Annotated in this window: 9 protein-coding genes and 5 pseudogenes; 8 read left to right on the top strand and 6 right to left on the bottom strand. The window is 68.2% G+C overall.

The features are described from left to right. Positions 1-13: 13 nt before the first annotated feature. Both gap and C4B68_RS01600 read right to left on the bottom strand, forming a co-directional pair. Positions 14-1,027 carry a type I glyceraldehyde-3-phosphate dehydrogenase gene (gene gap, locus C4B68_RS01605; protein ID WP_099505858.1) on the bottom strand — a complete coding sequence of 338 codons (1,014 nt, stop codon included), beginning with the start codon at positions 1,025-1,027 and terminating at the stop codon, positions 14-16. A 31-nt stretch (positions 1,028-1,058) separates the two neighbouring features. After that, a complete protein-coding gene (locus tag C4B68_RS01600) occupies positions 1,059-3,440 on the bottom strand; it encodes a phosphoketolase family protein (RefSeq protein ID WP_099505857.1) in 2,382 nt (793 codons plus the stop codon). Positions 3,441-3,489: 49 nt separating this feature from the next. Between C4B68_RS01600 and C4B68_RS44285 the strand changes: the two are divergent. After that, positions 3,490-3,647, top strand: a pseudogene (locus C4B68_RS44285) (polyphosphate kinase 2); the annotation flags it as partial. On the opposite strand, the pseudogene C4B68_RS01595 reads toward C4B68_RS44285, so the two are convergent. Next, positions 3,606-4,193 (bottom strand): annotated as a pseudogene (locus C4B68_RS01595) (universal stress protein); the annotation flags it as partial. The pseudogenes C4B68_RS44285 and C4B68_RS01595 sit on opposite strands and share 42 nt — an antisense overlap. A gap of 165 nt (positions 4,194-4,358) precedes the next feature. Beyond that, complete coding sequence (locus C4B68_RS01590; RefSeq protein WP_099505856.1) at positions 4,359-4,994, bottom strand: DoxX family protein; 636 nt, start codon at positions 4,992-4,994, stop codon at positions 4,359-4,361. 229 nt (positions 4,995-5,223) lie between these two features. Between C4B68_RS01590 and C4B68_RS01585 the strand changes: the two genes are divergently transcribed. Next, positions 5,224-6,405, top strand: a complete 1,182-nt coding sequence (locus C4B68_RS01585; RefSeq protein WP_099505855.1) for a serine/threonine-protein kinase — start codon at positions 5,224-5,226, stop codon at positions 6,403-6,405. Positions 6,406-6,422: 17 nt separating this feature from the next. On the opposite strand, the pseudogene C4B68_RS01580 reads toward C4B68_RS01585, so the two are convergent. After that, a pseudogene (locus tag C4B68_RS01580) lies at positions 6,423-6,764 on the bottom strand (pyruvate formate-lyase-activating protein); the annotation flags it as partial. 195 nt (positions 6,765-6,959) lie between these two features. Between C4B68_RS01580 and C4B68_RS01575 the strand changes: the two are divergent. Both C4B68_RS01575 and C4B68_RS44990 read left to right on the top strand, forming a co-directional pair. Further along, entirely contained in the window at positions 6,960-7,424 is a 465-nt protein-coding gene (locus tag C4B68_RS01575) for a Crp/Fnr family transcriptional regulator (RefSeq protein WP_099505854.1), read from the top strand. Positions 7,425-7,443: 19 nt separating this feature from the next. Continuing rightward, positions 7,444-7,575 (top strand): annotated as a pseudogene (locus tag C4B68_RS44990) (CBS domain-containing protein); the annotation flags it as partial. On the opposite strand, the gene C4B68_RS44985 reads toward C4B68_RS44990, so the two are convergent. After that, positions 7,553-8,032, bottom strand: a complete 480-nt coding sequence (locus C4B68_RS44985; RefSeq protein WP_441349332.1) for an Rv1733c family protein — start codon at positions 8,030-8,032, stop codon at positions 7,553-7,555. The pseudogene C4B68_RS44990 and the gene C4B68_RS44985 sit on opposite strands and share 23 nt — an antisense overlap. 226 nt (positions 8,033-8,258) lie before the next feature. Here C4B68_RS44985 and C4B68_RS01565 point away from each other — a divergent pair, with 226 nt between their 5' ends. From C4B68_RS01565 to C4B68_RS01550, 4 genes and pseudogenes are all read left to right on the top strand, one after another. Further along, complete coding sequence (locus C4B68_RS01565; RefSeq protein ID WP_099505853.1) at positions 8,259-8,960, top strand: response regulator; 702 nt, start codon at positions 8,259-8,261, stop codon at positions 8,958-8,960. Positions 8,961-9,094: 134 nt separating this feature from the next. Continuing rightward, positions 9,095-9,321: pseudogene (locus tag C4B68_RS42810) on the top strand (hypothetical protein); the annotation flags it as partial. Between the two features lie 80 nt (positions 9,322-9,401). Further along, the gene (locus C4B68_RS42805; RefSeq protein ID WP_240634122.1) at positions 9,402-9,851 is read left to right on the top strand and encodes a hypothetical protein; all 450 of its coding nucleotides are present in this window, start codon (positions 9,402-9,404) and stop codon (positions 9,849-9,851) included. A 531-nt stretch (positions 9,852-10,382) separates the two neighbouring features. Further along, complete coding sequence (locus tag C4B68_RS01550) at positions 10,383-17,771, top strand: FG-GAP-like repeat-containing protein (RefSeq protein ID WP_099505852.1); 7,389 nt, start codon at positions 10,383-10,385, stop codon at positions 17,769-17,771. Positions 17,772-17,972 lie beyond the last annotated feature (201 nt).

Genomic DNA, 17,972 nt, shown 5'->3' with positions numbered 1-17,972 from the left:
CCCTCGGCGTGGGTCAGTCGTCGGCGACGAGGGCCGTGAGGTCGAGGAGCCGGTTGGTGTAGCCCCACTCGTTGTCGTACCAGCCGAAGACCTTGACGAGGGTGCCGTTGGCCTGGGTGAGGGCCGGATCGAAGATGCAGGAGGCGGGGTCGCCGATGACATCGCGGGAGACGATCGGGGCCTTCGACACCCGCAGGATGCCGTTGAGCGGCCCCTCGGCAGCCGTGGCGAACGCCTCGTTGATCTCGTCCACCGTCGCCTCGCGGTTCAGGACCACGGCGAGGTCGGTGAGGGAACCGTCCTCCACCGGGACGCGGACCGCGATCCCGTCGAGCGCCCCGGCCAGGTCGGGCACTACGAGCCCCACGGCGCGGGCGGCGCCCGTGCTGGTCGGGATAATGCTCAGGGCCGCCGAGCGAGCGCGCCGCAGGTCCTTGTGCGGGCCGTCGAGGAGGGCCTGGTCGTTGGTGTAGCCGTGGATGGTGGTCATCACGCCGCGGTCGATGCCGAAGGCCTCGTGCAGCACCTTCACCATGGGCGCGACGCAGTTGGCGGTGCAGGAGGCGGCCGAGACGATCCGGTCGCGGTGCCGGTCGTAGGTGTCGTCGTTGACGCCCAGCACGATGGTGGCGTCCACGCCCTTGCCGGGCGCCGACAGCAGGACCGTGTGCGCACCGCTCTTCAGGTGCAGGGCGGCCGAGTCGCGATCCCGGAAGCGGCCGGTGGACTCGATGACGACGCCGACCCCGGTGTCGCCCCAGTGCAGGGCCGCCGGGTCGCGCTCGGCGGTGACGGCGATGCGCCGGCCGTCGACGGTGATCGAGCTGTCGTCGTGTGCGACCTCGCGTCCGATACGTCCGAACGTCGAGTCGTACTCCAGCAGGTGGGCCAGGGTGGCGGGTGAGGTGATGTCGTTGATCGCGACCACCTCGACGTCCTGGGTGCCCGCTTCGGCGCGGTCGAGTGCCGCGCGCAGGTAGGTGCGGCCGATGCGGCCGAAGCCGTTGATGCCGACGCGTACGGTCATGGTGGTGAACTCCCTCCGGGAGCAGGGGTGTTCAGGCGTTCCAGGTCCAGTCGGCGACCTCGGGCAGGTCGGTGCCGTGCTCGCGGATCCAGGCGTGGTGGCGGGTGCGGGCGTCGGCCATCTGCTGGCGTACGGCGGCGGCGCGCACCGCGAGGCCGGGGACGCGGTCGATGACGTCCATGACCAGGCGGTAGCGGTCGAGGTCGTTGCGGACGACCATGTCGAAGGGTGTGGTCGTGGTGCCGGACTCCTTGTAGCCGCGCACGTGGAGGTTCTTGTGGCCGGTGCGGCGGTAGGCGAGCCGGTGGATCAGCCACGGGTAGCCGTGGTAGGCGAAGATCACCGGCTTGTCCTTGGTGAACAGGCCGTCGTACTCGAAGTCGCTCATGCCGTGCGGGTGTTCCTCGCGCTGCATGAGCCGGGTCATGTCGACGACGTTGACCACGCGGACGGCGAGGTCGGGCAGGTGGCGCCGGAGCAGCTGGGCGGCGGCCAGCACCTCCTGGGTGGGCACGTCGCCGGCGCAGGCCAGCACGACGTCCGGTTCGCCGCCGTTCTCGCTGCCGGCCCAGTCCCAGATGCCGACGCCGCGGGCGCAGTGGGCGCGGGCGGCGTCCATGGACAGCCAGTCGAAGCAGGGCTGTTTGCCGGCCACGATGACGTTGACGTAGTCGCGGCTGCGCAGGGCATGGTCGGCGACGGACAGGAGGGTGTTGGCATCCGGGGGCAGGTAGACCCGTACGACTTCGGGGCTCTTGTTGAGAACGTGGTCGACGAAGCCGGGGTCCTGGTGGGAGAAGCCGTTGTGGTCCTGGCGCCACACGTGTGAGGTCAGCAGGTAGTTGAGGGAGGCGATGGGGGCCCGCCACGGCAACTCCCGCGACGTCTTCAGCCACTTGATGTGCTGGTTGACCATCGAGTCGACGATGTGCACGAACGCCTCGTAGCAGGAGAACAGCCCGTGCCGACCGGTGAGAAGGTAGCCCTCCAGCCAGCCCTGGCAGAGGTGTTCGGAGAGGATCTCCATCACGCGGCTGTGCCGGTCCAGGTGCTCGTCGACGGGGAGGGTGTCCGCCTGCCAGGCCTTGCCGCTGGCGCCGAAGACGGCCTGGAGCCTGTTGGAGGCGGTCTCGTCTGGGCCGACGACGCGGAAGTCCCGGCTGATGCGGGTGTCGTTCATGACCTGTTCGAGGAGGTCTCCGAGGACCCGGGTCGGCTCGTGCAGGGTCGTGCCGGGCTTCTCGACCGGCACGGCGAACGTGTCCAGGGACCGGATGGGCAGGTCGCGGACGAGGAGGCCGCCGTTGGCGTGTGCGGTGGCGCCCAGGCGCCGGGAACCGTCGGGGACGCAGGCGAGGATGTCGGCGACCGGCCGGCCCTCCGGGTGAAACAGTTCCTCGGGCCGGTACGAGCGCAGCCATTTCTCCAACTGCCGCAGGTGCTCCGGGTTTTCGCGGACGCCCGCCAGTGGTACTTGGTGCGCGCGACAGGTCCCTTCGACGGGCTCACCGTCGACTTCCGCGGGGCCCGTCCATCCCTTCGGGGTGCGCAGCACGATCATCGGCCAGTGCACGCGCTGGGTGGCGCCGTCTTCGCGGGCCGTGCGCTGCATCATCGCGATGCGGTCCAGCGCGTCGTCGAGCGCCTGGGCCATGGCCCGGTGCACCTGGATCGGATCGTCGCCGCTCACGTGGATGGGGTCGTGGCCGTATCCCCGTAGCAGCGCGCCGAGTTCGGCTTCCGGGAGAGGGGAGAGCACGGTCGGGTTGGCGATCTTGTAGCCGTTGAGGTGGAGGATCGGCAGCACCGCCCCGTCATGCACCGGGTCGAGGAACTTGTTGGAGTGCCAGGAGGCGGCCAGCGGCCCGGTCTCCGCCTCGCCGTCGCCGATCACGCAGGCGACCAGCAGATCCGGGTTGTCGAAGGCGGCGCCGTAGGCGTGGGCGAGCGAGTAGCCGAGCTCTCCGCCCTCGTGGATCGAACCCGGCGTCTCCGGCGCCACATGACTCGGCACCCCGCCCGGGAACGAGAACTGCCGGAACAGCCACTCCATCCCTGCCGCGTCGCGCGACACATCGGGGTAGGTCTCGCTGTAGCTGCCCTCCAGCCACGAGTTGGCGAGCACGGACGGCCCGCCGTGCCCCGGACCCCACACGCACAGCGCGTCGAGCCCTCGCGCCTTGATCACACGGTTGAGGTGGGTGTACACGAGGTTCAGTCCGGGCGAGGTGCCCCAGTGACCGAGCAGCCGCGGCTTGATGTGCTCCGGCTTCAGCGGCTCGGTCAACAGCGGGTTCGCCATCAGATAGATCTGTCCCGCGGCCAGGTAGTTGGCGGCCCGCCAGTGGGCGTCCAGAGTGCGCAGTTCGTCGTCGGAAAGTACGGTGGCGTCCTGGTGTTCGACCTTGGGCATCAGTGGCTCCGGAAGTCATCGACGTGGGTCAACGGGCGGTGGAGGCGGCATGGCCGGCAAAGCCGCGGCGAGGCTGCCGCGCACGACGTACGAGAAGGAACTGCTCCGCCTGCAGACGGAGTTGGTAAGCTGCAGGAGTGGGTGCGGGCGACGGGTACCCGGCTGGTGGTGGTCTTCGAGGGGCGGGACGCGGCGGGCCGCTGCGGCGAACGCGAATCCGATCAGTTCGTCGTCGGGGCTCTCGATGTCGAGGCCGAGGACGACGGGCCGGAACGGAGCCGCGCTGGACGGGATCCCGGCGGGGTCCATCTCGTGTTCGTCGGCGGCCTGTTCACCGGCGCGGACCAGGACGACCGGCCGCTGGACGTGCGCCACGACGGACAGCCCGACCGACCCGACCATGAACCCGCCGATGCCGCTCAGCCCGCGGGAGCCGAGGACCAGCAGCTCGGCGTCCTGCGCCGCGCTCGTCAGCACATCGGCGGGCCGGCCTGACAGCTGCTCGGTGATCACGTCGAGCCCGGGGTGGCGCAGCCGGATGCCCTCGGCCGCTTCGCGGGGAATCCGCTCGGTCCAGTGCTGCTGGGTCTCCGCGCCGAGGAGCGGTGCCTGTGCCATGGGCGCCGGTACCGGCTCCCAGACATGGACCAGCCTCAGCGGAAGGCCGAGCAACTGCGCCTCGCGGGCCGCCCATTCGGCCGCCGCGCGGCTCTCGGGAGAGCCGTCGAGGCCGACGGTGACAGTGCGGGTCATGATCTCCACCTCCTGAATCGGGGGGTCCCGATTCGAGCGTCGTCTTCGGATGAGGCCCTTGGCAGGGGCCGCAGGTCCCAGCCAAGGGCCGACCGGCCCAGGCCGGTGTCGCTTCGGCGCGGCGGACCCGCTTTCCCCCAGTGGGGCCCGCCGCGCCTCCCGCGGTCAGCGCAGCCAGCGGCTGCGACGGACGAGCGGGAGCTTGGCCCAGAGCTTCCCGAGGCCGAGGGTGTCGCCGGCGGAGGCGGCGGCCAGGCCGATCAGCACGACGGCGTAAATGAGGTGGTACTCCGCGAACGGGTTCGTCGACATGCTCGGCGAACCGTCGGAGAGGTGCTGGGCGGGCGGCCACTCGGCGACCCACATCAGCGCCATCATCAAAGTGCCTGCGACGGCCGCGAACCGCAGCGCCACACCGGCGATCAGCGCAACGCCGATCCCGAGCAGACCGAGCATGAACAGCCAGTCGGCCCAGGCGGCCCCGGCCCAGGAATGGAAGGTGGACTCCATCGGCCCGGCGGCCACTCCGCTGAGGAAGCCCTTGGTCGGCGAGCCGCCATCGATCCAGCCCTTGCCGGACTGGGTCGCGTAACCGAAGCCGAAGGTCTTGTCGAGGAAGGCCCACAGGAAGACGAACCCAGTGAGCAGGCGCAGGGACGCGAAGACGTAGGCCTGCGCGATGTGCGTGTCGCTGCGTGCCGACACGGCGGACTCGGATGCGGGGGCGGAGGCGGTCCGGCTCCTGCGGAAGGACGGCAGGTGGAAGCCCGAACCCCGGTGAGGGTGCTCGTGCACGGCCATGGTCGTGATCCCTTCGGGGACGATGAGGACAGTTCGGTCGGTGTCTGACGCCTCTCACTCTGGCCGCGTCGAACACCGGTCGCCGGATGCCGAAGGTCCGTGACGGTGGGACTGAACGGCCCTGTTTACAGGGCCTGTTGGGGTGCGTGTCCCGGCCTCCGGTTGGTGCACAGTCCGCGGCCGCGCGTGCCACCGGTGGATCCTGAGGTGAGACGGGGGAAAGCGGCTCATGTCCCAGAACGTGCTCTCCGACGTCGCCAAAACCTTGGTCGACCTCAAAGACCGCGGCATCGTCCATCGCGACCTGAAGCCGGCGAACATCCTGCTAATGGGCGGCCGTTGGTGCCTCGCCGACTTCGGCATCGCCCGGTACGCCGAAGCCACCACCGCGAAGCCGACCTTCAAGCTCCACGGCACCTTCGCGTACATGGCCCCCGAACGCTGGAGCAACCAGCGGGCCACCAGTGCCAGCGACATCTACGCCCTGGGAATCCTCGCCCACGAACTCCTGGAAGGATTCACCCCCTTCACTGGCGCCACCGACGCCGACTTCGCCGAACGGCGCCTGCGCGGCACCCCGCCCCCGCTGACGACCGCGCCCCCGCTCCTGGCCGCGCTCGTCACGGAATGCCTCTTCAAGGGACCACAGGGGCGGCCAGCTCCCGGCAACCTGCTGGCGCGCCTGCGACACGTCCCCATCAGCGCGATGTCCGGGGGACTGGCCGCCCTCGCCGAAGCCAATCAGAGCTCGGTCGCGCGCAGGGCCGAAGCGGACCGCCGTGCATCGGAGCAGGCCACCGAAGCCGACCTTCGCAAAGACCTGTTCGAGGCAGCCAAGACCTCCTTCGGCTTCATCGCCGACGACTTCCTGACGACCCTGAAGAACGCTGCCCCCAGCGCGGAGATCCGCATGGGCAAGCAGGGCGGCTGGACCATCCGGATGACCGACGCTCAGCTGACCCTGTCCGGCCCGCAAGAGACCGTCTCCGAGATCTGGCGCACCGACTCAACGCCGGCCCCATTCGACGTCATCGCCTCCGCGACGCTGTCCCTGAAGATCCCTGCCAACTATCACGGGTACGAAGGCCGTAGCCACTCCCTCTGGTACGCCGACGCACAGATGCAAGACCAGTACCAGTGGTTCGAGACCGCCTTCATGAGCACCCCGATCCGCCCTGTCACAGGGACCATGGATCCCTTCGCACTCAACCCGCACCACGAATCACGCGGTGCCGTGAACCCGGGCATGGCTATGCACCAGGTGGCCTGGCCTTTCACTCCCCTCGTCATCGGGGACCTGGACGAATTCATCAGCAGGTGGGCTGCCTGGCTTGCCCAAGCGGCGAACGGCCAAGTCTCCCACCCGAGCACGATGCCCGAGCGCAGCCCTGAGGGTTCCTGGAGGCGATGACTCCGCTTCACCCTCGTTCAGTAAGCCGTCAAGCCGTGGGCACGGAACCGCTCCCGTACCCGTTCGACCGACTCCCGGGTCGGGCTCGGGGTGTCGCGCAGCGGGAACGGGAGACCCAGGTCCTCGTACTTCGCGGCGCCGAGCTTGTGGAACGGCAGCACGTCCACGCGGTCGACCGAGCCGAGGCCCGCCACGAAGTGGGCCAGGCCCTCGACGGACTCCGGCGCGTCGGTCCAGCCCGGCACCAGGACGTAGCGGATCCACATCGGGACACCGAGCCGGTCAAGGCGGGTGGCGAAGTTGAGGGTAGGGCCGAGTTCGCCGCCAGTCAGTTTCCGGTAGGTGGTGACGTTGAAGGACAGTGCTCACCCCCTCCACCGGGCGGGCCGTCTCACGCCTTCATGGAACAGCTGGGGCGACGTTGCTGCAGGGTGCCGGACGTCTCCTCATCGGAGCCGAGTGGCCTGACCGATGGCCCGAGTGGCCCATGGTCCGCCCCCGGGGGCGGGCACACGCTGGCGATGACAGTTCCCACATCCGTCGGGAGGCACGCCATGATCACCACCCCTACGCCCAGCATGCTGCGCGCGCTGCCCGCCGAGCACCGGCAACGGCTCACGCGCGTCGCCCGCGAGGTGTCCTTCCCGCAAGGGACGCGCCTGTTCGAGGAGGGCGGCCGGGCCGACCGGTTCTGGATCATCCGCACGGGCAACGTCGAGCTCGACATGCACGTGCCGGGTCGCCGCGCGGCCGTCATCGAGACTCTCCGGCACAACGAACTCGTCGGCTGGTCCTGGCTGTTCACGCCGCACGTCTGGCACCTGGGTGCCGAGGCGACGACCCCGGTGCGGGCGTACGAGTTCGACGCCACAACCGTCCGCCTGATGTGCAAAGAGGACCCGGCCATGGGCCATAGCATCACCCAATGGGTCGGTGACGTGCTCGCCCACCGCCTCCGCTCCTCCCGGACCCGGCTACTGGACCTGTACGCCCCGTACGGCGCCGGCACCCATGTCTGAACAACGAGAGGGAGCCACCATGCACGGCACCCCGCACATCGTCAGCGATGTCATGACCCACACGGTCACCGCCATCGGCCGCAAGGCCACCTTCAAGGAGATCGTGCGGCTGATGCAGGACTGGAAGGTCAGCGCCCTGCCCGCCCGCGAGCCCGACACCCACGCAAGTCAGCCCGACGCGTGCCCAGCTTCCGTCGAACCGATCGGCCGGACACCAGGCGCCCGTGACTGTCGGTCCACACCGTCACCACGGCACCGGCAGCAGTCCCACTCTTCACGCTGGACTCACCGGTCCGTAGGGTGCCGCTGCCGTCGGTCCAACGCACTTTGGCCGCCACTTGGTCGTACTCCAGCCCGGTGGCCAAATCTCGCATCCCGCTCGGCGCACTGCGCACCATCACGGCCGACACCGGCCTCCGCTCCGCCCGGTCATGCCGCACCGTGCCGTCCACGGCCCGCGCCGCGACCACGCCGGCAGCGGCCCCGCCGACGACGGCAGTCGCCCAGGTCGCCAGAACGATCGACGCCTCGACCACGTCGCTGTGCCGTCGCAGCGGATTTCGCCGCCACCGCCACCCCAGAATCTTCGTACGCCTTGCCTTCCGCATCGATCACGCCCCCTCATCGGCACAACCAGCCTGAGTACGGCATGGAAGGTCTCACCAGCTGATCGCCGGGCGGGAGGGGCCGTCTGACCGTGACCGTTGGGCCGGTGAGGGCGCGTCTCGAAGCCGAGTGGGGCCGGTCGGCCCTAGTGCAACCGGGCCTGCCGAGTAATGATCGTCGTCACGGGCAGCCCGCGGCCCGTCAGTCACCGGGGAACAAGGGGTCGTCATGACCGAGACACGCACCTTCACTGAGCAGGATCCGATCCGTGTCTTCCTGCTCGACGATCACGAGGTCGTACGACGCGGCATCACCGACCTGCTCGACGCCGAACCGGACATCTCGGTAGTCGGCGACGCGGACACCGTCGAGCACGCCCTCGCTCGCGGCCCGGCGCTGCGCCCGCATGTCGCCGTGCTCGACGTACGCCTTCCGGACGGCGATGGCATCACGGTCTGCCGGGAGCTGCGCAGCCAGATGCTGGAGCTGGCCTGTCTGATGCTGACGTCGTTCGACGACGAGGACGCGCTGCTCGATGCCATCATGGCCGGGGCTTCGGGCTATGTCCTCAAGCAGATCAGAGGTTCCGACCTGGTCTCGGCGGTCCGCGCGGTCGCCTCGGGCCAGTCCATGCTGGACCCCGCGACCACGGCCCGCCTGATGCGGTCGCTGCGCGCCGACCCGGCCGAGACGCCGACCATCGCACCCGAACTGGCGAGCCTGTCGCCCCGCGAGCGGGACATCCTCGCCCTGATCGGCGACGGTCTGACCAACCGCGAGATCGGCAAGAAGCTGTACCTCTCGGAGAAGACGGTCAAGAACCACATCTCCCGGCTACTGGCCAAACTCGGTGTCCAGCGCCGCGTCCAGGCCGCGGTACTGGCCTCGCATCTGGAGCAACCGGACGCAGGCGACCGGCCCGCAAGGTGAGCACCGGCTGAGCCGTCCAGACCCCGCGTGGGGCCGGACGGCCCCTGCCCCTCCCACGGCGCTGGGCGTCAGGCTGGTGCGGCCACCGAGAGCCGCGCTGCCCCCCGTCGGAGCAGGGCGGGGAGGAGGCCCCGATGCGGACCGCAGTCCTCGACGGCAACCACCCTGGAGACGCTGGTCTCCGCGGCTGTGGCCGCCCCATCGATCCACAACACCCAGCCCTGGCACTTCCGCCTGGACCCGGACATGCTCACGCTGGAGATCCGCGGCCACGAACCGCGGCCTGCGCCACACCGACCCGACTGGACGTGCCCTGCACGTGTCCGTCGGCTGCGCTGTCCCGAACCTGCGGGTCGCGGTCATCGAGACAGTGCCGCCCTCCGTCCCATCAGACCTGCTGGCTGGCCTGCTCGGGCACGCGCACAACATCTTCGAACGTTCGTGATCGCTCTGGTCTGCGACCACGCGCTCAACGGCACCGACCTGCGCGGACTCCTCCACGCTGACCTCGACCTGCCCCGGGAGCGACTTGTGGTACGACGGCGCGGCCGACGGCACGTCATCTACCTGGACGAGCTCACCTACCAATGCGCCTCGGAATGCGCCAAGGAACGACACCGACGGTGGCCAGCCACACGCAACCCTCACCTGTTGATCAACCGATGGACCGCGGCCGACGTCAGGCCGACCGTCAGCTTGGACGCGATCGGCAAGGTCTTCAAAAGGGCCGGACTGTCGATGCAAACTCTTCGGCAGGATCGCATCCTCCATGAGGCATTCGAGACGGAAGATCCCATTCGCCTGATTCGGCTTTTCGGCATCAACGACACGACCGCGATGCGTAACATCAAGGCGGCGCACCCCGAGCGGACCGCACACCTACCGCGCTGAGCGCTGGAACCGACCTTGCCCCCCTCGACCACGGCTCCTGCCGAATCAGCTGAACCGCAAGCTCCACTACGAGGCAGTCGGCGCCGTTGGATGCCGTGCTCCAGGCTCTGGGCTCCCCTGAAAACCTGGCTTGGTGGGGCTGCAGTCAGGTGCAGCGAATTCTGAGAATTCTGATCCTCAATGCTGATAACCCGTTGTCGTGTCCTGACTGCGTCACTCTCGACAAGCGTGATTACGGCCATCATCCTGGTCGGCGTGGAGCTTCGTTTATCAATTGTCAGTTCTTCGGGGAAGATCTGGCACACGAACCCGGGACATGGCCTTCAAGCTCTGGGCTGCGCCGCGACCGATGGCGAACTGCATGTCGTATTTGCAGGCCCTACCGGGAGGTTGTGGCCCACGATCGGGCGCGAAGATGGGACGTGGTTTCCCTTCGGTGACGTCAGAAGCACGGTCTTGAGCGGGGCCCCTGGCGCGGCGGATCCGGGAGCGATCACACTGGTTGCCGTCACCGCCGCTGGGGAGTAGCCAATGGCCGACGACGGGGGCTGGCGGGCGCGGCACATGCGGCGACAGTCCCGCCGGCTCGCGGGCTTCGTGGCCGTCCTGGTCCTCCTGTTGCCCGCTGCCGCCACACAGGGCGGCTCCAGTCCGTCGCCCGCGATAGCCACGGGGCCGTCTGCAATGGGCTCAGGAAGCGGCGGCCCTGAAACCCCCCTGACCGCCGGGGACTCTTCAGTCTTTGGTGAATCTCCACCAGGCGGCACGACCGACGACGGGCGGTTCGTCCAACAGGTGCCAGTGTCGGTGCCATCCTTCCATGGTCTTGAGCCGTCGCCCGGCCTGACGTACGACTCCCGGCATGGGGCTGGGATCGCCGGGTTGGGGTGGGATCTGTCCGGCGACTCCTCGATACAGCGCGTCGCGCGCGGTCGGGGCGCACCTCGGATGGACGGAAGCGACGACTTCTTGCTCGACGGCGAACGGCTCGTCGCATGTCAGGCGCAGGCCAAGCCTGGGGTCAGCTGCCGATCTGGCGGCACCCACTCCACCGAGCGGGAGACCTACCGGCGGATCGCCAGAACCGGGGACGGCTGGTTGGTGTGGGATCGGGGCGGCACCCTCAGCACGTATACCTCATGGCTGGGCAAGGCGCACAACGTGATGTTCGGCCTCGCCGAGCGTCGCAACTCGCACGGAGACGAGGTGCGTTACCACCGGTGGTGCGACGGCAGTGACGCCTGCTACCTCAAGGACATCGAATACCTAGACACCCCGGAAGCCTCTGGCCGCACCCGGATCGTCCTGCACTACGAGGATCGGCCCGACCCGGTTAGTCAGGGGATGGGCGAGGCATTGCTGGTCACCGGGCTTCGGCTGACCACGATTGAGGTGCGGGTCGGGCCGGCGGTGCGCTCGGTGCTTGCGCTGCGATACGCGAAGGGAGCAGCCTCCCAGCTCGCCGGCGTCACCCGATACGGCAACGACGCCGCATTGGACGGTAAAGGCCGGGTACTCAGTGGAACAGCGCTGCCCGAAGAGACGTTCGGATGGCAGCAGCCAGATCTCGATTCCCAGGGCCCGGCACGAGAGCCACTGGCCGGGGACTCTTTCCAAGACACCGACCAAGGCGGCCCAGGGTACCGAGACACGTCCATGCCGACTGCGCTGCCGCTCTTCTCGAATCCTCCCGGCGACATGGTGCAGGTAGGCGGAACGCAGTTCCTGCTCGCTGACGTCAACGGGGATGGTCGGTCGGATCACATCAGCGTCCTGGGCGGGGCGTACCGCGCCAAGGCCAAGCTGCCGATGGCCTTGCAGATCCGGCTGCGCACGGCGACCGGGGACTACGACACCGTTGAGCAACCGACCACCTGGCCGCTGACGTTCGAGGAGGTCGGGACAACAGGCGCTGCGCAGGCGAACCGACTGTTGACGGGCGATGTCAACGGTGACGGCCGGGCCGACCTCGTCAACGTGTGGGGAGATCCGGTCGGAAACGTGCCCCGGTCGGAGATCGCTCTAGGCGGCCCGAACGGCTCCATCGTTCAGCAGGGCGACACGGCAATGACCGCGCTGAGCGGCTGGAATCCACGCTGGCGCTGGTTCCTCGCCGATCATGACGGTGACGGACGCGACGACCTGATCACGGTCCACGGAGTGGAGGGGGCCAACAACAGCATCGTCACGGAGTTGCTCGTGGCCCTTTCCGACGGCAGCCGGTTCGGCGAGCCCACTGCATCGCCCACGCCGTGGTCGTACGAACGGCGCGACGATGCCCACTGGTTCGTCGGCGACGCGGATGGCGACCGGCGAGCGGATGTGCTGGGAGTAGAGAGCAGGCAGCGCGACAGCGGGCCAACGGCGTCCCTGCGACTGGCACTGTCGCGTGGCGACGGTTCGCACACTACGCTGACACAGTCGACCCAAGTCCCGTTCGATTCACCGGAATTCGCGCTCGGAACGATTCCCGCGATCACTACCTACGCGACCGGCGAGCTAGCTCATGCGGGTGATTTCGACGGCGACGGCCGCACCGATCTGCTCCTTGCCCAGCGGTACCAGAATGACTCAGGCTGGAGAGTCCGGCTGACCACTGCGCTGGCCCGGTACGACGGATCGTTCGAGACTGAGTCTCGAGACACCGACGTGGACGCGTCGTGGATGACGCTCCACCAGCGGCTATCCCTCAAGATGGCGACCCTGGTAGGCCCCCGGTGGCTGATCACGGATTTGGATGGGGACGGTCGCAGCGATGTGCTGCTCGTAGGGCCAGCCGTAGCCCCGTCCGAGCCTGCGCAGTATCCGGCCACGGTCAAGTCCAAGCGGATTTTTCGGGACGATCCCCGTCCTGGCTCTCCTTCCGAAAGCTGGCGGGCTGAGCCTGACGAGTCCCTGCCGTGGGACTTCCACTGTCACACCCTGTCGCCGCTGACCCAGCTGGCGTGCGGCAACGGACCGACGGCCCACGAAGTGGGCACCGGTGATGTGAACGGTGACGGACGAGGCGATCTTGTCTTCACCGGACCCGCGAGCAGCACCCTCTCGCATTCCTCGACATTCTCGATCAACGTCCATTTCTCGGCCAGCAGTTACTCCTTCCAGGCGGGGAAGAGCGCCGATGTCTCCGGGGACGGGCGCGAGGACTGGGTCTATGTACGCGCCACTAATCCGGGATTGACCGTCTACACGGCACTGGCATCATCAGGACATCAGCTCACGGTTGCGCGAAGAAAGCTGGAAGCAGCGAAGTCATACCCGGGGGTGGATCTGCGGAGGTTGATGGTCGCCGATTTCGGCAGTCCTGCGGGAGGTCCGGACGGCAAAGCGGATCTGTTGCTGCTGACCGCAGACTCGGCAGCCAGCCGGGTGCATTCTCTACTGCTGTTCTCCGTCGGCCTTGGCAACTACGCGGTTGCGCCCGGTTCGGCGGGCACTGGTCTCACCGACCCCGATGTACGTTCGTGGGTAGCTGCTGACGTGAACGGCGACGGAACCGCCGACCTGGTGCGTGTGCGCCCTTCCGGATCCGCAGAGGTGTCCGTGACCACTTTGTTCGCCGACGGCCAGGGCGGCTGGCGTCCGGTGACCGAACCAGTGGAGGTGGACGACCCGCCATCGGTTACCTCTCGGATGATGCCCGCGGACATCGATGGCGACGGCCGGGTCGACTTGGTCCAAGTGTCGGTGATGACACCGCGCGGCGGTGACCGCCAGGAGTCGGTGCTCGCGCTGCTCTCCAACGGTGCCGGGGACTGGGCGGCCCGGAGTACCACTCTCGGCGCCCCAACGGCGGCGGCCACTAACTGGCAGCCAGCCGAGCTCAACGGCGACGGCCGAATCGACCTGATCCGGATAGCGTTCGACAAAGCATCGCCCACGGAGCCGGGAACTACACGGGCGGACCGGCTGCTGTCATATGGCCTCGGCAGCTTCGACCACGACTCCGCCCCACTTGGGATCGGTGACCACTCGCCCCGCTGGAACGCCGCCGACCTGGACGGCGACGGCTGCGACGAAGTGACGTGGGTCAACAGCGGCACGGCCGCCGACCCTGGCTTCGGGTTCGTCCGGCGGATCGCCAACTCCTGTGCCAAGCTCGCCCCGGAGCGCACCGCTCTCACCTCCCCGGCCCCCGCCGCCGCGGGCTGGGTTCCAGTGGACCGCGCCGAGGACACCACCCGACAGCTGTTCCGGGTGGTACCGGGGAGCGGCCCAGGCGCTGGCCCCGATCAAGCGCATCTACCGCTCGGCGCCGCACCCCGGCTGATGAACATGGCCTACTCAGGACTGGGGCGCACCATCCGGGTCACGTATGAGAGTTCGGCGGGCCGCCACGACGGGGTGCCGCCCGGCGTGGCAGTCCCTGTCGTCCGCACCCAGGAACTCGACGGCGGGAACCGGCTTCTGGGCTGGCAGCGGACGTCGTACGTCCGGCAGGGACTGGCCTACTCCTACCCGCTGCAACGGCTGCTGGGCTTCCGAAAAGCCGAGGAGACGGTAGAAGGCCGCCGGAAGACCGTGACGCTGTATCCGCAGACCCCGGGCTGCGCGGGGAGAGCGAACGCGCAGACAACGCTGTCCCCGAACGGCACCCTGCTCCTTGACGAGCGCGCCATGTTGGCCGAGAGCAGCGATGGTCCGCCGTGGACCTGCGAGCCCTTCCAGACAATACGACGCGAGTGCAAAGGTGAGAGCGACTGCCGCCAGATCCGCGTCCGCTACGAGCACGACGACTACGGCAACACGACGGTCGTCGAGGAGTCGGGGGTGTACGACGACGCTAACCGCGACGGACAAGACGACACTCCTGCCGACAACCGGATCACCAAGACGGGCTACGTACCCAATGTGGATGCGTACATCGTCGCCCTGCCCGCCTGGACCCGGATCGAGGACGGCAGCGGAACTCCAGCGTCCGAGCGGCAGACCGTGTATGACCACAACACCTCATACCTGCAGGCGCCGGCAGTGGGTGACGCCCGCACCGTGAGCGTGCTGGAGCCGACGCTCGGCCGGTTCCTGGCGACTGGCTACCAGCACGACGGGCACGGCAATGTGACGGCCGTGACCGACCCGTCCGGGGTCGCGACCCGCACCGACTGGGACGAGACGTACGCCAGGTTCCCGGTGCGGGAATGCAACAGCGTGTGGTGCACCAGCACCGCCTGGGACACGGTTCTCGGCCGCGCCACCACGATGATCGATGCGAACGGGCTCACTACGTCCATCGCGTGGGACCCGTTGGGCCGACACCGGCGCACCGACAACCCCGACGGGGGTTGCCTGATCCACCGGTACGTCGATTGGGGCGTCTGGCCGGGGGTGCCGGGCGGCCAGCGGATCAGTGAGGACACTTGCTCCGCGGGCGGGGTGAACGGCTTGGTCAACCGTATGTATCACTTCGACGGGCTACATCGAGTGCACCGGGACGAGCGTTCCGGCGGCTACACCCGCTTCCGTACCTTCACCGACGATTCGACGCTCGTGGCGCAGGAGTCCGACTGGGGCGTGCGCGGGGCTGCCGTACCGGTCACCCGGTTCGGGTACGACACCCTAGACCGGCCGCTGCTCGTCCTGCGCCCGGACCGCTCGACCGTCGCCTACAGCTATTCACCCGGGATGACGCGCCGCTCCGACGAGACCAACCGGGCCGTACAGCAGTTCTTCGACGGTCTCGGGCGGGTGACCCGAGCGGAGGAAGCCGGTACCGGCGCACCACCGCTGACGACGCAGCTGCGGTACGACGCCCTAGACCAGCTGAGCGAGAGCGTCGCGCCAACGGGCACCACCACCTGGAAGACGGGGCCACTGGGCTGGGTGTGGCGGGAGTGCGACCCGGACAGTGGCTGTGTTTCGCGCACGTTCGACGACGCCGGCCGGGTACGGAGCCGGACCAATGCCGCCGGGCAGCGCGTAGAGCACAACTACGACGCGCTCGGGCGACTAACGTCGCGCAGCTTCTATGACGGCTCCCTTCTCACCGACCGCGCTACCTGGGCGTACGACAAGGACCCGGATACCGGCCTTCCCCACGGCCACTCCACCGGGCAGGTCACCCGGACGCACCGCACATCCAGTCAGGCACGCGAGGACCGATGGTATGACGCTGGGGGCCGACTTGCCCTGGAGCGGACCTGCGTCGCGGCGACCTGCGCAGAGGTCGGGCGCACCTGGGGCCCAGGCGGGGAGCTGGTCGCCGTCCGATACCCCGACCGCACGGGGAAGCTCTCAGACCAGGCGGAGCGGGTCGGCTACTCCTACGACGAGGCCGGCAGGATCCGATCCGTGGGCGGCTACGCGACCGAGGTGACGTACACGCCCGGCGACCGCGTCGCATCCATCACCCACGGAAATGGAGTGACTGAGCAGGTGACACCCGACCCAGACCGAGCCTGGCCCGACCGGATCCAGCTATCCGGCATGACAGGCAACTGGCCCACGCTCTCACTAGAGTTCGGCCACGACACGGCGGGCCGAATCACCGGCGAGGACCGCTCGGCACCAGTCGGTTACCAAAAGCGGTACGGCTACGATGCGTACGGGCGCCTCGGTAACGAGAGTTCACACCTCAAGGACACCTACTCCTATGACGGCCCGGGCCGGCTCACTGGACGGTCCGCGGTCGGCGCGTACAGCTACAGCGATCCCGCCCACCCCAACGCGGTCACGTCAGCTGGACAAGCAACGTACACCTACGACGCGGCAGGACGGGCGCTGACCGGAACACGGACGATCGGCCACACCTGGGACGCCGATGGGAACCTCACCGGCTTCACCACGAAGGACGGCAAATCCGTCACCTACGGGTACGACGCGGACGGACAACGCGTCGTCAAGGATGTGCCCTCATTGCTGAGCCGGACTGTGTTCGCGGATCCGTACGTAGAGATCGACGACTGGGGCGAGCCACGCAAGTCCTACCTGCTGGGCAGCCGCACGCTGGCGCGCTCGCACTGGACATGGGGAACCGGCGGTCCCGCAGACCCGCCCGGGGTGCGCTACTACCATGTCGACGCGCGGGGGTCGGTCGCGGTGATTAGCCGTGACGACGGGCGCCCCCTTCAGTACTACGACTACGAGCCCTTCGGCACGGCGCGCTACACACAGCCCGGCACCGGGGACGATCTCCGGTTCATTGGGGCCAGGCAGGACGACGACAGCGGACTCGTGCACCTTGGGGCACGTGAACTCGACCCGATCCTCGGCCGCTTCATCACGCCGGACAACATCGTCGCCGACCCTCAGCGAGGGGCGGCCTACGACCGATATGCCTACGGCTACTACGACCCAATCAACACCAAGGATCCCTCCGGCCATGAGCCAGAACCGCTGACTCTCCAGGAATTCGCCTTTGATCCCCTCGCTGCCGCTCCAGCCAACGTCTCTAGCGCGCCGAGATCAGCTCGCCTCCTCGACCGAGGGCTTCGTTCTCCACTTTCCGATGTGGAGCTATCCGATTCACATACTGACCTCGTCAGCGGTCTCGCGACGCCCACAGTAGCTCAACGTGACACAACGGCACCTGCCGTGCAGCCTTACACCTTCGGCATAGGCTTCAGTGCCGACGCTCAGATAGGTGCCGGCCTCGAGGCTGGTATCTACTATGTGTGGGATACCCAGGGCAATGTCGGGATCATGTTCTCCGGGGCCGCGCGCTTTGGACCGGACCTCGGCTGGAGTGCGGGCGTGTCCGGCTTTGTGTACTTTAACGCCACCGTGCAACAGGTCGCTGGTTACGGCGTTGCCTCCGGCATTGACACCCCATTCGCGTCGGGTGCCTGGGTGATGTCGTGTCAGGTAGAGGGCTGCCTCGACGTACGTCATGGCGTTGCAGGCAGCGTAGGTGTTGGCTTTCAACTCGGTCTCTACTTCGCCCCGGGCTACAGCTACATTCTTATGCTCACGACAGCCAGATGAGTAGCCTTGTTGAGCGGGGCGGACGGGACTCGCAACGTGGTGAAGACGGCTGTTTCCTCCGCCCGGAGCCATGGACAGACCCTTTTAACCGATGGAAGGTGGCCCAGCCAAGGCCATCTAGTGCTGTGACCGCATAGGTTCGCCGGGTCGGCGGTCGTAGCGGTTGGATGTGCGGTGACATCTGATCCGACCGCTGGAGGC

The organism is Streptomyces dengpaensis (assembly GCF_002946835.1).
Classification (GTDB): Bacteria; Actinomycetota; Actinomycetes; order Streptomycetales; family Streptomycetaceae; genus Streptomyces; species Streptomyces dengpaensis.
This window is presented reverse-complemented; position numbering and strand designations above follow the sequence as displayed.

Coding starts and splice junctions, on each gene's coding strand:
- gap (WP_099505858.1), bottom strand. CDS start 1,027: ATGACCGTACGCGTCGGCATCAACGGCTTCGGCCGCATCGGCCGCACC.
- C4B68_RS01600 (WP_099505857.1), bottom strand. CDS start 3,440: ATGCCCAAGGTCGAACACCAGGACGCCACCGTACTTTCCGACGACGAA.
- C4B68_RS01590 (WP_099505856.1), bottom strand. CDS start 4,994: ATGGCCGTGCACGAGCACCCTCACCGGGGTTCGGGCTTCCACCTGCCG.
- C4B68_RS01585 (WP_099505855.1), top strand. CDS start 5,224: ATGTCCCAGAACGTGCTCTCCGACGTCGCCAAAACCTTGGTCGACCTC.
- C4B68_RS01575 (WP_099505854.1), top strand. CDS start 6,960: ATGATCACCACCCCTACGCCCAGCATGCTGCGCGCGCTGCCCGCCGAG.
- C4B68_RS44985 (WP_441349332.1), bottom strand. CDS start 8,032: ATGCGGAAGGCAAGGCGTACGAAGATTCTGGGGTGGCGGTGGCGGCGA.
- C4B68_RS01565 (WP_099505853.1), top strand. CDS start 8,259: ATGACCGAGACACGCACCTTCACTGAGCAGGATCCGATCCGTGTCTTC.
- C4B68_RS01550 (WP_099505852.1), top strand. CDS start 10,383: ATGGCCGACGACGGGGGCTGGCGGGCGCGGCACATGCGGCGACAGTCC.